This is a genomic window from Streptomyces sp. NPDC005805 (assembly GCF_040630445.1).
Classification (GTDB): domain Bacteria; phylum Actinomycetota; class Actinomycetes; order Streptomycetales; family Streptomycetaceae; genus Streptomyces.
The window spans coordinates 1-15,121 of record NZ_JBEXXN010000074.1; the positions used below are offsets into that span (position 1 = coordinate 1).

Genomic DNA, 15,121 nt, shown 5'->3' on the forward strand with positions numbered 1-15,121 from the left:
ACATGACGGTGATCTTCGCGAACTCTCAGACCGCGAAGATCACCACCGTCGACTACAAGCAGCAGTTGATCAATTACCCAACACTTTCTGAGGCGCCGCGGCCGGGCGGAGGCCCATCCATCCGGCGCGAACAGGACGCACACCGACGGCAGCGAAGGACGCGCTGGAGCGGCTGTCCGAGGCGGTCGCGCACCACCTCGACGAGGAGGAACGCAGCCTGCTCGACGACGCGCGGGAGAACGTCTCCGCCGAGCGCCGCGCCGCACTCGGGCGCGCGTTCCGGGACCGGCGGGCCGAACCGCCGGCCGCGTGGAGAACGTGCGGCGGCTCGTGAAGGGCTGACGCGGTCCCCCGGAGGGACGTGACGCGGGGATGCCCCGGCCCGGTGACGGGCCGGGGCACTCGTGCGTGCGGCGCTTCCGGGCCGGGGTGGGGTCAGCCCGCGGGTGCGGTCCGGGCCGCCGCCTCGGCCGCCGGGGGCGTCTGCTCGGGTTCCGCCGTCCGGGTCGCCCGGGCCGCTTCGGCCGCGCGGGCGACGGCGGTGCGGGCGGTCTCGGCGTCGGACGCGGAGAGGGCGAGGCCGGCCAGGCGGCGGCAGGTGTCCAGAGTGTGCGCCGCCAGGGCGGCCCGGACCTCGGGCAGGCAGGCGGGGGCGGTGGACAGGCTGGTCACGCCGAGCCCGACCAGGACCAGGGCGAGCAGCGGATCGGCGGCGGCCTCGCCGCAGACCCCGACCGGCCGCCCGTGCGCGGCCCCTGCGGCGGCCGCCGTGCGCACCAGGTCCAGCAGCGCGGGCTGCCACGGGTCAAGCAGCCCGGCGAGGGAGCCGAGCATGCGGTCGGCGGCGAAGGCGTACTGGGCCAGATCGTTGGTCCCGATGCTCAGGAAGTCGCACCCCTGGGCCAGCTGTCCCGCGCGCAGCGCGGCGGCGGGGACCTCCACCATCGCGCCCGCCGTGCGCAGTCCGTGGGCCCGCGCCTGCTCGGCGAAGGCGGCGGCCTCGGCGGGGACGGAGACCATCGGGGCCATCACCCAGACGTCCGCGGCGGTGTCCCGGGCCGCCGCCGCGATCGCGGCGAGCTGGGTGTCCAGCAGTGCGGGATGGCGGCGGGCGGTCCGCAGACCGCGGACGCCGAGTGCCGGGTTGGGCTCCCCGGGGGCGGTGGCGAAGGGCAGCGGCTTGTCCGCTCCGGCGTCCAGGGTGCGCACCACGACCCGGCGGCCGGCGAAGGCGTCGAAGACGTTCCGGTAGGCCGCCCGCTGCTCCTCGGCGGTGGGGGCGGTGGTGCGGTCCAGGTAGAGGAACTCGGTGCGGAACAGGCCCACGCCCTCGCTGTCCGCCGCTGCGGCGGCCGGGAGTTCGGGCAGGGCGCCGAGGTTGACGAGGAGTCCGACGGCGTGGCCGTCGGCCGTGCGGCCGGGGCCGCTCACCCGCGCGACGGCCCGCCGGCGCTCCTCCTCACGGGCGGCGGCCTCCGCGACCTGGCCGGCGGTGGGCTCGGGCACGACGGTGCCGGTGGCGCCGTCGACCAGGAGCCGGGTCCCCTCGGCGAGGCGGCCGGCGCCGGCGCAGCCGACGACGGCGGGCAGGCCGAGGACCTTCGCCAGGATCGCGGTGTGGCTGGTGGGCCCGCCGCCCTCGGTGACCAGGGCGAGGACGGTCGCCGGGTCGAGCTGGGCGGTGTCGGCGGGGGCGAGGTCGTCGGCGACCAGGACATAGGGGTGGCCGGGGTCGGGGAGGCCGGGCATGGGCAGGCCGAGGACCCGGGCGACGGCACGGTCCCGGAGGTCGTCCAGGTCGGCGGTGCGTTCGGCGAAGTAGCCGCCGGCGGCTACCAGGGAGGCGCGGAAGGCGCCGAAGGCGGCGTCCAGGGCGTGGGCGGCGTCGTGGCCCTCGGTGGTGAGGGCGGCGGCGCGGTCCGCGAGGGCCGGGTCGGCGGCCATCATGGCCTGTGCGGCGAGGACACCCGCGGCCTCGCCGTCGGCCGCCGCCGCGCGGCCCTCCAGGTCCTCGGCGACGGCCGCGAGGGCAGCGCGGGCCGCGGCCGCCTCGGCGGGGGCGTCGTCGGGCGCGACGGCGCGGGGTTCGGGCAGGGCGGGTGGTGCGGCCATCCGGGCGACGGGGCCGGCGGCGCTGCCACCGCCCACCCCGATGCCGGTCAGAGGCGGGAGCAGGGCGGCGGTCGCGGTGGGGGCGGTCGTGCGGGACGTCGTGCGGGGCGTCGTCGTCACACCTGCTCCTTCGCGTCCAGGTCGGCCGTGAGCAGGGCGGCGAGTTCCCGGACGGCCGCCTCGGCTCCCTCTCCCTCGGCCCGCAGGGTCAGCGCCTCCCCGTGCCGCGCGCCGAGGGCGAGGACGGAGAGCAGGCTGCGGGCGTCGACGGGGTCGCCGCCGTCGCGGGCGACCGTCACCCGCAGCGGCTGCCGGGCGGCGGCCTGGACGAAGAGGGAGGCGGGCCGGGCGTGGAGCCCGGAGGCCGAACCGACGACGGCGGTGCGCTCGAACATGGGGCGGGTCCTCCAGCAGGGGTGCGGGTCGGGCGGGTGAGCGGGCGGGCGTGGGGTCAGGCCGCGGCCGGGACCTCGGTCTCCGGGGCGGGGCGGGCGTCCGGCGCGGCCGGCGCGGTGTCCACCGGGGCGCGGCGGCTCTTCAGCAGGACGACGAGACCGGCGGTGACGAGCGTGCCCGCGGCGATGGCGACCAGGTACAGCAGCGGGCTGCCGATCAGCGGGACCACGAACACACCGCCGTGCGGGGCGCGCAGGGTCGCGCCGAAGGCCATCGACAGGGCGCCGGTGACCGCGCCGCCCGCCATCGCGGACGGGATGACCCGCAGCGGGTCGGCGGCGGCGAAGGGGATGGCGCCCTCGGTGATGAAGGAGGCGCCGAGCACCCAGGCGGCCTTGCCGTTCTCCCGTTCCGCCTTGCTGAACAGCCGGGTGCGCAGGGTGGTGGCGAGGGCCATGCCGAGCGGCGGGACCATTCCGGCGGCCATGACGGCCGCCATGACCTTGAGGCTGCCGTCGTTGGGCGCGGCGAGTCCGCCGACGGCGAAGGCGTACGCCACCTTGTTGACGGGGCCGCCGAGGTCGAAGCACATCATCAGGCCGAGCAGCGCGCCGAGGAGGATCGCGTTGCCGCCGGACAGGCCGCCGAGCCAGTCGGTCATCGCCTTCTGGAAGGAGGCGATGGGCTTTCCGATCACGACGAACATCAAAAAGCCGACGACGGCCGAGGAGATCAGCGGGATGACGACCACGGGCATGATGCCGCGCAGCACGTCCGGGACGCGGAGCCGCTGGATGGCCATGACCACCGCGCCGGCGAGGAGGCCGGCGACGAGTCCGCCGAGGAAGCCGGCCTCGATGGTGACCGCGATGGCGCCGCCGACGAATCCGGGCACCAGGCCCGGCCGGTCGGCCATGCCGTAGGCGATGTAGCCGGCGAGGACGGGGACGAGGAAGGCGAAGGCTGCGCCGCCGATCTGGAACATCAGGGCGGCCCAGCCGGCGGCCTCGGTCCACAGGAAGTGCTCGGCGACGGAGGGGGCGTCGGTGATCTCGTAGCCGCCGATCGCGAAGGCGAGGGCGATGAGCAGGCCGCCCGCGGCGACGAAGGGGACCATGTAACTCACGCCGGTCATCAGCCACTTGCGCAGCCGGGTGCCGAAGCCGTCGTGTGCGTCGGAGCCCTTGTCCATGGGGGCGTCGGAGCCACCGACGGCGGCCGGAGCGGTGCTCTCGCCGCGCTCGGCCTTCTGCCGGGCCTCGGCGAGCAGTTCGGCGGGCCGGTTGATCCCCGCCTTGACGCCGACGTCGACGGTGGGCTTGCCGGCGAACCGGGCCTTCTCGCGGACCTCCACGTCATGGGCGAGGACGACCGCGTCGGCGGCGGCGACCACGGCCGGGGCGAGCCGGGTGAACCCGGCCGACCCCTGCGTCTCGACGGCGATCTCCACCCCCTCGGCCTCGGCGGCCCGCTGGAGCGCCTCGGCGGCCATGTAGGTGTGGGCGATCCCGGTGGGACAGGAGGTGACAGCGACGACCCGGAAGGGGCGCGGGGGCCCGCCGGGGGTGGGGGTGGGGGCCGGGGTGGCGGCGTCGGGGAGGGGGGTGGTCGCGTCACCCGATGGTCGGCCACCATCGGCGGTGCCGGCCCCGGCCCCTGGCGTGGCGGGGTCGTCCGGGGGCGTAGCCGCGGGGGCGCCCACCGCGGCGGGGCCCGGCGAGTCCTCGTGGGAGGCGGCGGAGGCCGCCTGGCCGGGCGTGCCGCCCGGGGCGGCGCCATCCGTCACCGGCGCGGCGCCGGGCCCGGGCTCCTGCGGAGCGGGGGCGTCCGGGCCCGCAGCCGCGTGCGTGCCGACGCCCCCGGTCGCCGTGGGGGCGAGGCCGGGCGCGGAGGAGCCCGCCTGGCCCGGTCCGGCGGCGGACGTGCCGTCCGAGGCGGTCGCGGCGGGCGGCGTGCCGGGCGCGATGTCGCCGCGGACCAGGCCCGCCGCGCGGGTCGGGTCCGTCTCCGTGCGGAGCGCCGCCGTGAAGTCGCTGTTCGCGAGGCGGCGTGCGAGCGCGGAGAGGACGGTGAGGTGGTCGTCGTCCGCGCCGGCGGGTGCGGCTATCAGGAAGATCAGGTCGGCGGGCCCGTCGGGCGCGCCGAAGTCGATGCCCCGGGCACTTCGGCCGAAGGCCAGCGTGGGCGCGGTGACGTGCTCGCTGCGGCAGTGCGGGATGCCGATGCCGCCGTCGAGTCCGGTCGGCATCTGCGCCTCGCGCGCGGCGACGTCCGCGAGGAAGGCGTCGAGGTCGGTGACGCGGCCCGCCGCGACCATGCGTTCGGCCAGGGACCGGGCCGCGGCCTGCTTCGTGTCGGCGGAGAGGTCGAGGTCGACCAGGTCCCCGGTGATCAGCTCAGTCATCGCTCGACTCCTTGCTGGGGGTTCGCCCGCGGGGCGTGGGTGGGACGTGGTGGCGGGGCGGTGTCCGTCCGGGCCTCCCGGGCCTCGGAGACTTCGGCGGCGGAAAACGGACGGACAGGTTCGGGCATGTACCGGTACGACCGGTCGGTTCCGGCGGTCATGACGCCGGCTCCGAGAGGACCCGGTCGAGCGGGACCTCGTCCGTCGTCGTCACGGCGGCCGGGTGGAGGTCGGACGGCGCGGGCATCACGCTGCCGGGGAGCTGGACGGCCGCCGTGCCGTGGGCGACGGCGGCGGCCAGGGCCGCAGGTCCGCTGCCCCCGGCGGCGAGGAACCCCGCGAGCGAGGCGTCCCCCGCGCCGACGTTGCTGCGCACGGCGGCGGCCGGGGCGTGGCCGAACCAGGTGCCGGTGGCGTCGACGAGGAGCTGGCCGTCGGCGCCGAGGCTGGCGAGGACGGCGCCCGCGCCGCGCCCGCGCAGTTCCTCGGCCGCCTTGACCGCGTCCCCGACGGTGGACAGGGGACGGCCCACGGCCTGGGCCAGCTCCTCCGCGTTGGGCTTGACGACGTCGGGCCGCTCGCGCAGGGCGGCGGTGAGCGCGGCCCCGGAGGTGTCCAGGGCGACGCGCCCGCCGGCGCGGTGGGCGCGGGCGACGAGTTCCGCGTACCAGGCGGGGGGCAGGCCGCGCGGGAGGCTGCCGCAGCAGGCGATCCAGTCGGCACCGGCGGACCGGTCCCCGACCGCCGCCAGCAGGGCCTCCGCCTCCGCGGGGCTGAGGTCGGGGCCGGGGGCGTTGACCTTGGTGAGGGTGCCGTCGGGTTCGACGAGGGTGACGTTGACCCGGGTGGACCCGGTGACGGGGACTCCGGCGGCCTCGATGCCGTGGGCGCCGAGCAGGCTCCCGAGGAGCGCGCCCTCCGGTCCGCCGAGAGGCAGCACGGCGGTGGTGCGCCGCCCGGCCGCGGCGACGGCGCGGGAGACGTTGACGCCCTTGCCGCCGGGGTCCACCCGGTCGCGCGCGGCGCGCAGCACGGCGCCGCGCTCCAGGGCCGGGAGTTCGTAGGTGCGGTCCAGGCTGGGGTTGGGGGTGACGGTGAGGATCATGCGCGGACCACCTCCGGGCCCTGGCGTTCGACGGCCCGCGCGTCCTCTTCGGACAGGCCCTTGTCGGTGATCAGCAGGTCGACGTCGGAGAGGTCGCCGAAGCGGGCGAAGTGCTGCTGCCCGAACTTGGCGGAGTCGGCCAGCAGCACCACCCGGCGGGCGGCCCGGACGGCGGCGCTCTTGACCGCGGCCTCGGCGAGGTCCGGGGTGGTCAGCCCGCCGTCGAGGGAGAAGCCGTTGGTGGCGAGGAAGACGACGTCGGCCTTGATCTCGCCGTAGGCGCGCAGCGCCCAGGCGTCGACGGCGGCCCGGGTGCGGTGCCGGACCCGGCCGCCGACGAGGTGCAGCGCGATGCCGGGGTGGTCGGCGAGGCGGGCGGCGATCGGCAGGGCGTGGGTGACGACGGTGAGCGCGGACTCCACGGGGAACGCGGCGGCGAGCCGGGCGGCGGTGGTGCCCGCGTCGAGGATCACGCTGCCGTCGGCGGGCAGCTCGGCGAGGGCGGCCCGGGCGATGTCGTCCTTCTCGTCGGAGGCGACGGCGTCGCGCTCGGCGAGGTCGGGCTCGAAGTCGAGGTGGCCGGCCGGGATGGCGCCGCCGTGGACCCGGCGTACGAGGCCCGCGCGGTCCAGGGCCTTCAGGTCCCGCCGGACGGTCTCGGCGGTGACCTGGAACTCCTCGGCGAGGGACAACACGTCCACCCGGCCGCCCTCCCGGGCCAGGCGCAGGATCTCCTGCTGGCGCTCCGCTGCGAACATGTGGTTTTACATCCGTTCCATGACCGACCTTGTTGGTTTCTTGGATGCTACGCCCGGCTCACCGGGAAGTAAACAGATCCGGGCATGAAACAGACCGAAATGAAGATGCGGGTGACGTCCGGGTCCGGGCCGACCGCGAAAGGGCGGGCCCCGACCCGGCGGCCCGCCTCGGGGTCCGGGACCGGTCCCGGACCCCGAGGGTCCCGCGTCACCCGCCGAGGAGCCCTTCGGCCACCCCGCGCGGCACGGGCGCGTACCCGTCGGGACGCGAGGTGAACGTCCCCCGTCCCTGGGTGCGGCTCCGCAGCCGGTTCGCGTAGCCGAACAGCTCGGCCAGCGGGACCGTCGCGGTGACGAGAGCCGAGCCGGAGCGCACCGACTGGCCGGTGACCCGGCCGCGCCGGGCCGCCAGGTCGCCGAGCACTCCGCCGACGGCGTCGGCCGGGACGGTGACGGTGACCTCGGCCACCGGTTCCAGCAGCGCCGTGCCCGCCTCGCGCAGCGCGGCCCGCAGGGCGAACCGCCCGGCGGTGCGGAACGCCAGGTCGGAGGAGTCCTTGGCGTGCACGGCACCGTCGGTGAGCGTGACGCGCACCCCGGTCACCGGGTGCCCGCCGAGCGGACCCTCGGCGAGGGCGTCCCGGCAGCCGGCCTCGACCGCGCGGACGTACTCCTTCGGCACCCCGCCGCCGACGACCTCGGAGGAGAACACCAGGTCCGCGCCGCCCGCCGCCCCGGCGTCCGCCAGCACGTCCACGTCGACGACGACATGGGCGAACTGGCCCGCGCCGCCGTCCTGTTTGACGTGCCGGTGGACGAAGCCGCGCACCCCGCGCGCGGGTGTCTCCCGGTACGCGACCTGCGGACGGCCCGCGTCCAGGGCGAGGCCGTACTCCCGGCGGACGCGCTCCACCGAGACCTCCAGATGGAGTTCGCCCATCCCCGAGAGCAGGGTCTGGCCCGTCTCCGGGTCGGTCCGGACGGCGAGCGAGGGGTCCTCCTCGGCGAGCCGGGCCAGCGCCGACGCCAGGCGGTCGGTGTCGGTGCCGCTGCGCGCCTCCACCGCGACGGAGACCACCGGCTCGGCCGTCACGGGCGGTTCGAGGACCAGCGGGCGGGCCGGGGCGCACAGCGTCGCCCCGGCCCGGGCGGACTTCGGCCCGACGACGGCGACGATGTCGCCCGCGACGGCCCGGTCCACCTCGGTGTGCCGCCCGGCCCGCACCCGCAGGATGCGGGCGATCCGTTCGGTGCGGCGGGTGCCCGCGTCCAGCACGGTGTCCCCCTTCACGATCGTGCCCGAGTAGACCCGCAGCGAGGTCAGCCGGCCGGTGGCCGTGGACGTGACCTTGAAGACCAGGCCCGCGAAGGGCCCGTCCGGGTCGGCCGTCCGCTCCTCTTCCGCGCCGGCGTGCTCACCGCGCACCGGCGGCACGTCGAGCGGAGAGGGCAGATAGGCGGTGACCGCGTCCAGCAGCGGTTCCACCCCGCGGTTGCGGTACGCGGAACCGCACAGCACCACCACGGCCCCGCCCTCCCGGGTGAGGTCGCGCAGTGCCGCCGTCAACGTGGCCTCGGACAGCCCGGAGCCCGCGCAGAACTCCTCCAGGGCGTCCGGGTGGAGTTCCGCCACGGCCTCCTCCAGCAGCCGTCTGCGCCGCAGCGCCTCCGCGCGGAGGCCGTCCGGCACCTCCGACCCGGTGGGCGCCTCCGCGCCGTCCTCCCACACCAGGGCGCGCAGGCGCACCAGGTCGACCACGCCCCGGAACGCGTCCTCCCGCCCGATCGGCAGCTGGACCACCAGCGGGACGGCGCCCAGGCGGTCGCGGATCGAGGCGACGGCCGCGTCCAGGTCCGCGCCCGCGCGGTCGAGCTTGTTGACGAAGGCGATCCGGGGGACGCCGTGCCGGTCGGCCCGGCGCCACACGGACTCGCTCTGCGGCTCCACCCCGGCGACCGCGTCGAACACCGCGACCGCGCCGTCGAGGACCCGCAGGGAGCGCTCGACCTCGTCGGCGAAGTCGACATGGCCGGGGGTGTCGATGAGGTTGATCCGGTGGCCGTCCCAGTCGCAGCTCACGGCCGCGGCGAAGATGGTGATGCCGCGGTCGCGCTCCTGCGGGTCGAAGTCCGTGACGGTGGTGCCGTCGTGGACCTCGCCGCGCTTGTGGGTGGCGCCGGTGAGGTACAGGATCCGCTCGGTGACAGTGGTCTTGCCCGCGTCGACATGGGCGAGGATGCCGAGGTTGCGGACGGCGGCGAGCGGACTGCCGTTGGTGGTGTTGGTGCTGGTGGTGACAGTGGTGTTGGTGGTGCGCACGGCCCTGGGCCTTTCAGCGTGAGGGTGGTTCGGGGCGGCGCGATGGGCCCGGACGAAGGCACGGCCCGAGGACGGGCCGGAAGACGTCCCGCACCGGCGGGACGGCGCACGGCACGGGCGGGAGCCCGGCGGTGCGGGGGCCTCCCGGGAGGGCAGGCGGCGGGGCCGCGGGCTCAGGAGGCGGTCGTCACGGGCGTCCGGTGGCGGCCGCGCAGCCGGCACCGGGACCCCGGAGACACCATGATCACGTCGTACCGGGACCGGGGGACGACGACGGCGGCACAGTGGCGCACGGCCGGTCTCCCCTCACTCGTCGTCGGAACGCAACCGCGCCTCGGCCAGGGGCCGTTCGGCGCGTGAGCCGAGTCTAGGGAGGCGGCCGCGCGGTGCGGTACCGGTTTTCCGGCGGGTCCGGCGCGGAGGGCGCGGACGGGAGCGGGCCGGCGCGGGCCCGGACCGGTCCCGGCGGGCCGGCCGGGTTTGACGCGAAGGGCGCGGCCCGGACCGGTCCCGGCGGCCCGGGCGGTAACGCGCTCCGGCGGTCCGGGCGGCAGCGCGCCCGGCGATCCGGGCGGTATTCGGGCCCCGCGACGGGCCAAGCGGGCGCCGCCCGGGCGGCCCGGAAGCCGCCGTACCGTGCCGACCTGCGGGGACGCCACCGGGGAGACGGGCAGATACGGGCACACCCTTCCCGGTGAAGACGCTGGTCGAGCGGCCGCGCCTGCTTGTACAAACGTCCCGTGGGCCCGAACGGACGCCGGGCCCGCACTCCGAGGACGGGATCGGGCCGGACCACCTCCGCCCGCGCCCGGCACGACACAGCGCACACCAGGGACGGGAACCGTGGACACCGAGGAACGACGCCGGGGCATCCTGGACGCCGCCCGGCGGGACGGGGCGGTCGAGGTCAACGCGCTGGCCGCGCGGTTCGAGGTGGCGAAGGAGACCATCCGGCGCGATCTGCACACCCTGGAGGAGCACGGGCTGGTCCGGCGCACCCACGGCGGGGCGTACCCGGTGGAGAGCGCCGGGTTCGAGACGACCCTCGCCATGCGGACCACCCTGCACGTCCCGCAGAAGTCGAGGATCGCCGCCGCGGCGGCGGACCTCCTCGGCGACGCGGAGACCGTCTTCGTCGACGAGGGCTTCACCCCGCAGCTCGTCGCCGAGGCCCTGCCGCGCGACCGGCCGCTGACCGTGGTCACCGCGTCGCTGGCGGTGGCGACGGTCCTCGCGCCCGCGGAGCAGACCTCGGTGCTGCTGCTCGGCGGGCGGGTGCGCGGCCAGACGATGGCCACCGTCGACCACTGGGCGACCCGGATGCTGGCCGGCTTCGTCATCGACCTGGCGTACGTCGGCGCCAACGGCATCTCCCGGGAGTTCGGGCTGACGACACCCGATCCGGCGGTCGCCGAGGTGAAGGCCCAGGCGATGCGCAGCGCCCGGCGGCGGGTGTTCGCCGGGGTGCACACCAAGTTCGGGGCGGTGAGCTTCTGCCGCTTCGGCGAGGTCGCCGACTTCGAGACGGTGGTGACGGACGCGGGCCTGCCGTCGGCCGAGGCGCAGCGCTACTCCCTGCTGGGCCCCCAGGTCATCCGCGTCTGACCCGCCCAGCGCCACCCGCCGCCCGCACCGCACCGACCTCATACGCCCACGCCGGGCCGGCGGGCCGGTCCCGCATGCCCCGACAGCCCCCACCGAGCCGCTACCACCCCCAGGAGAACCCCATGCCCCACTGGCGACGACGAGGCGGACCGCGACGGCCGCTGCGCACGCGAACGCTCACCCGGCTGGGCACCGGCACGGCGGCGCTGGCCCTGCTGGCGTCCGGGTGCGCCGGGGCGGGCGGCACGTCCTTCGGCGGGGGCGACGCCCTCCATGTGCTGATGGTCAACAACCCGCAGATGGTGCAGTTGCAGAAGCTGACGGCCCGGCACTTCACCGAGGAGACCGGGATCAAGGTGTACTTCACGGTGCTGCCGGAGAACGACGTCCGCGACAAGATCGGCCAGGACTTCTCCAACCAGGCGGGCCAGTACGACGTGGCCACCATCAGCAACTTCGAGGTGCCGTTCTTCGCCGAGAACGGCTGGCTGCACGCCCTCGACCCGTACACCGCCAAGGATCCGGGCTTCGACCAGGACGACGTGCTCGAACCGGTGCGCGAGTCGCTGACGTACGAGGGCGCGGTCTACGCCCAGCCGTTCTACGGCGAGTCGTCGTTCCTGATGTACCGCAAGGACGTGTTCGACGCGAAGGGCCTGACCATGCCCGAGCGGCCGACCTGGACCCAGGTCGCGGACCTGGCCGCGAAGGCGGACGGCGCCGAGAAGGGGATGAAGGGCATCTGCCTGCGCGGGCTGCCCGGCTGGGGCGAGGTGATCGCCCCGCTGACCACCGTGGTGAACACCATGGGCGGCACCTGGTTCACCGAGGACTGGCAGGCGCGCCTCGACTCCCCCGAGTTCACCCGGGCGACCGAGTTCTACGTGGACCTGGTCCGTGAGCACGGCCAGGCGGGCGCCGCGCAGTCCGGCTACGCCGAGTGCCTGAACAACATGACGCAGGGCAAGACGGCCATGTGGTACGACGCCACGGCGGGCGCGGGCTCCCTGGAGGCGCCCGGCTCCCCCGTGAAGGGGAAGATCGGCTACGTCCCCGCGCCCGTGGAGCGGACGGACGGTTCGGGCTGGCTCTACACCTGGGCCTGGGGGATGCAGAAGGCGTCCCGGAAGCCGGACGACGCCTGGAAGTTCATCTCCTGGGCGTCGAGCAAGGAGTACGAGCGGCTGGCGGGTGAGGAGGCCGGCTGGGCGAACGTCCCGGCGGGCAAGCGCTCCTCCACGTACCAGCGCCCCGAGTACCGCGCGGCGGCGGGCGCGTTCGCGGACGTGACCGAGCAGGCCATCGCGAGCGCCGACCCGGTCGACCCCGGGGTGCAGCCTCGGCCCGCGCCCGGCATCCAGTTCGTGGGAATCCCGGAGTTCACCGATCTCGGCACCCGGGTCTCGCAGCAGATCAGCGCGGCGATCGCCGGGCGCACCTCCGTGTCCGCCGCGCTCGCCGCCTCCCAGAAGCTGGCCGAGAAGGTCGCCGAGGAGTACCGATGACGACGACGAGCACCCCGTCCCCCGTCCGCCCGCGCCCCGCGCCGCCGGGAGCCGCCGGCCCGTCCGGCGGGTCCGGGCGCGGCGACCGGATACGCGCCTGGGCCACCAGGGCCCCGCTGCTGCCCGCGCTGGTCTTCCTGATCGTGGTGACCCAGCTGCCGTTCGTGGCGACTCTGGTGATCTCGCTCTTCGACTGGAACTCGCTCGACCCGGACGAGCGCGCCTTCGCCGGCTTCGCCAACTACGCCTCCGTCTTCACCGATCCGGCGCTGCGGGACTCGGTGCTGACGACCGTGCTGCTGACCGGGACCGTGGTGCTGGTGAGCGTGGTCCTCGGGCTGCTGTTCGCACTGCTCCTGGACCGGAGCTTCCCGGGCCGGGGCGTGGTGCGCACCCTGCTGATCACCCCGTTCCTGCTGGTGCCGGTGTCGGCGGCGCTGCTGTGGAAGCACGCGCTCTACAACCCGGAGTACGGCCTGTTCAACGGCGCGATCGCCTGGGTGGGTTCGCTGTTCGGCGCGGACGCGCCGCCGCAGCCGGAGTGGACGTCCGAGATGCCGCTGCTCGCGGTGGAGGCCGCGCTGGTGTGGCAGTGGACGCCGTTCATGATGCTGATCCTGCTCGCAGGGCTCCAGAGCCGGCCGCCGGAGATGCTGGAGGCGGCCCGGCTGGACGGCGCCGGGCCGTGGCAGGTCTTCCGCTTCCTGACCCTGCCCCATCTGCGCCGCTACCTCGAACTGGGCGTCCTGCTGGGCTCGGTGTACGTGGTGCAGAACTTCGACGCCGTGTTCACCCTGACCGCCGGCGGTCTCGGCACCGCCAACCTCCCGTACACGATCTACCAGACCTTCTACCAGGCCCACGAGTACGGACTGGCGTCCGCCGCGGGGGTCGTCGTCGTGATCGGCACCATCGTGATCGCGACGTTCGCCCTCCGGGTGGTCTCGTCCCTCTTCCGTGAGGAGGCGGCCCGCGCATGACCCCGACCACCGCTCCCCCGACCACCGCTTCCCCGCCCGCGAATCGGCGCACCGGCCCGCCGCCGGTCCGCCGTGCCCGGCGCCGTTCGGCCGCGCTGGGCCTGGTGGCCTGGATCGCCGGGATCGGCTTCTGCCTGCCGGCCCTGTGGATGCTGCTGACCTCCTTCCACTCGGAGGCGGACGCGGCGACCAATCCGCCGTCGCTCGCCGCCTCGCTGACCCTCGACGGCTACCGGTCCTTCTTCGGCGGCTCGGGCGGTCCGACGCCGTGGCCGCCGCTGGTCAACTCGTTGTCGGCGTCGGTGTTCTCGACCGTGCTGGTGCTGCTGCTCGCCCTCCCGGCGGCCTACGCGCTCTCCATCCGGCGGGTGCGCAAGTGGACGGACGTGATGTTCTTCTTCCTGTCCACCAAGATGCTGCCGGTGGTGGCAGGTCTGCTGCCGGTGTACCTGTTCGCGAAGAACACCGGGCTGCTGGACAACGTGTGGCTGCTGGTCCTGCTGTACACCTCGATGAACCTGCCGATCGCGGTGTGGATGATGCAGTCCTTCCTCGCCGATGTGCCGGTCTCCATCATCGAGGCCGCGCAGGTGGACGGGGCGCGGCTGCCGACGGTGCTGGCGCGGGTGGTCGCGCCCGTGGCCGGTCCCGGGATCGCGGCGACCGCGCTGATCTGCTTCATCTTCAGCTGGAACGAGCTGCTGTTCGCCCGGGTCCTCACCGGGGTGGTCGCGCAGACCGCGCCCGTCTATCTGACGACGTTCGTCACCAGCCAGGGCCTGTTCCTCGCCCAGTTGTGCGCGGCGGCCGTGGTCGTGTCCCTGCCGGTGCTCGCCGCCGGCTACGCCGCCCAGGACAAGCTGGTCCAGGGCCTGTCTCTTGGAGCCGTCAAATGAGGGCAGCCGTCGTCGAAGCCCCCGGCCGGGTCACCGTGACCACCGTGCCGGACCCCTCCCCCGGTCCCCGGGAGGTGGTGGTGAGGGTCGCCTCCTGCGGGCTGTGCGGGACCGATCTGCACATCATGCGGGGGGAGTTCGCGCCCGCCCTGCCGATCGTCCCGGGGCACGAGTTCGCGGGCGAGGTGGTGGCCCTCGGCCGGGAGGTGACGGAGCTGGCTGCGGGCGACCGGGTGGCGGTGGACCCGTCGCTGCACTGCCACGAGTGCCGCTACTGCCGGGCCGGCCGGGGCAATCTGTGCGACCGGTGGGCGGCGATCGGGGTGACCGTGCCCGGCGGGGCGGCCGAGTTCGCCGTGGCGCCCGTCGCCAACTGCGTCCGGCTGCCGGAGCACGTGGACGTGCGGGACGCGGCGCTGATCGAGCCGCTGTCCTGCGCGGTGCGCGGTTACGACGTGCTGCGGGGCACCCTGGGCGCCGAGGTGCTGGTGTACGGCTCGGGCACGATGGGCCTGATGATGCTGGAGCTGGCCAAGCGCACGGGGGCGGCGGCGGTGGACGTCGTGGACGTCAACCCGGAGCGGCTGGCGACGGCCGGTCTGCTGGGCTGCACGCGCACGGCCGCCTCGGCGGAGGAGCTGGACCGGCCGGGCGGCTGGGACGTGGTGGTGGACGCGACGGGGAACGCCAAGGCGATCCAGGACGGGCTGGGACGGGTCGCCAAGGGCGGGACCTTCCTCCAGTTCGGGGTCGCGGACTACGCGACGACGGCGGTGATCGAGCCGTACCGGATCTACCACCAGGAGATCACCATCACCGGGTCGATGGCGGTCCTGCACAGCTACGAGCGGGCGGCGGCGCTGTTCGCCTCCGGGGTGCTGGACGCGTCGGTGTTCATCAGCGACCGGCTGCCGCTGGCGGAGTACCCGCGGGCGATGGAACGGTTCGCCGCCGGGCAGGGGCGGAAGATCGTGGTGGAGCCGTGAGTACGGGCACCACCGGCCGGTGACCCACCCCGGTTAGGTAATGGGAATCGTTTT

11 protein-coding genes are annotated in these 15,121 nt (G+C 75.3%); 5 read left to right on the plus strand and 6 right to left on the minus strand.

Annotated features, from left to right (window positions below; translation table 11 throughout):
* Positions 1 to 435 precede the first annotated feature (435 nt).
* The 6 genes from ptsP to fusA all read right to left on the minus strand — a co-directional run bounded on the left by ptsP (position 436) and on the right by fusA (position 9,095).
* Positions 436 to 2,232 (minus strand): phosphoenolpyruvate--protein phosphotransferase, encoded by a 1,797-nt coding sequence (ptsP, locus tag ABZ457_RS28050; RefSeq protein WP_359162936.1) that lies wholly within the window; start codon positions 2,230 to 2,232, stop codon positions 436 to 438.
* Positions 2,229 to 2,507, minus strand: coding sequence for an HPr family phosphocarrier protein (locus ABZ457_RS28055; RefSeq protein ID WP_359162939.1), 279 nt, complete (start codon positions 2,505 to 2,507; stop codon positions 2,229 to 2,231). Before ABZ457_RS28055 ends, ptsP begins: the two co-directional genes overlap by 4 nt.
* Before the next feature lie 56 nt (positions 2,508 to 2,563).
* Entirely contained in the window at positions 2,564 to 4,912 is a 2,349-nt protein-coding gene (locus ABZ457_RS28060) for a fructose-specific PTS transporter subunit EIIC (RefSeq protein WP_359162942.1), read from the minus strand.
* A gap of 157 nt (positions 4,913 to 5,069) precedes the next feature.
* Complete coding sequence (gene pfkB / locus ABZ457_RS28065; protein ID WP_359162945.1) at positions 5,070 to 6,017, minus strand: 1-phosphofructokinase; 948 nt, start codon at positions 6,015 to 6,017, stop codon at positions 5,070 to 5,072.
* Positions 6,014 to 6,775: a DeoR/GlpR family DNA-binding transcription regulator gene (locus ABZ457_RS28070; protein ID WP_359162948.1), complete on the minus strand. Its 762-nt coding sequence runs from the start codon at positions 6,773 to 6,775 to the stop codon at positions 6,014 to 6,016. The genes pfkB and ABZ457_RS28070 overlap by 4 nt, the downstream gene beginning before the upstream one ends.
* Positions 6,776 to 6,983: 208 nt before the next feature.
* Complete coding sequence (fusA, locus tag ABZ457_RS28075; RefSeq protein ID WP_359162951.1) at positions 6,984 to 9,095, minus strand: elongation factor G; 2,112 nt, start codon at positions 9,093 to 9,095, stop codon at positions 6,984 to 6,986.
* Positions 9,096 to 9,938: 843 nt separating this feature from the next.
* On the opposite strand from fusA, the gene ABZ457_RS28080 reads away from it, so the two are divergent.
* The 5 genes from ABZ457_RS28080 to ABZ457_RS28100 all read left to right on the plus strand — a co-directional run bounded on the left by ABZ457_RS28080 (position 9,939) and on the right by ABZ457_RS28100 (position 15,067).
* A complete protein-coding gene (locus tag ABZ457_RS28080) occupies positions 9,939 to 10,700 on the plus strand; it encodes a DeoR/GlpR family DNA-binding transcription regulator (protein ID WP_359162954.1) in 762 nt (253 codons plus the stop codon).
* 122 nt (positions 10,701 to 10,822) lie between these two features.
* The gene (locus ABZ457_RS28085; RefSeq protein ID WP_359162956.1) at positions 10,823 to 12,205 is read left to right on the plus strand and encodes a sugar ABC transporter substrate-binding protein; all 1,383 of its coding nucleotides are present in this window, start codon (positions 10,823 to 10,825) and stop codon (positions 12,203 to 12,205) included.
* On the plus strand, positions 12,202 to 13,185 hold the full coding sequence (locus ABZ457_RS28090) for a sugar ABC transporter permease (RefSeq protein ID WP_359162959.1): 984 nt from the start codon (positions 12,202 to 12,204) through the stop codon (positions 13,183 to 13,185). The genes ABZ457_RS28085 and ABZ457_RS28090 overlap by 4 nt, the downstream gene beginning before the upstream one ends.
* Positions 13,182 to 14,081, plus strand: coding sequence for a carbohydrate ABC transporter permease (locus tag ABZ457_RS28095; RefSeq protein WP_359162962.1), 900 nt, complete (start codon positions 13,182 to 13,184; stop codon positions 14,079 to 14,081). The genes ABZ457_RS28090 and ABZ457_RS28095 overlap by 4 nt, the downstream gene beginning before the upstream one ends.
* The gene (locus ABZ457_RS28100) at positions 14,078 to 15,067 is read left to right on the plus strand and encodes a zinc-dependent alcohol dehydrogenase family protein (protein ID WP_359162965.1); all 990 of its coding nucleotides are present in this window, start codon (positions 14,078 to 14,080) and stop codon (positions 15,065 to 15,067) included. Before ABZ457_RS28095 ends, ABZ457_RS28100 begins: the two co-directional genes overlap by 4 nt.
* Positions 15,068 to 15,121 lie beyond the last annotated feature (54 nt).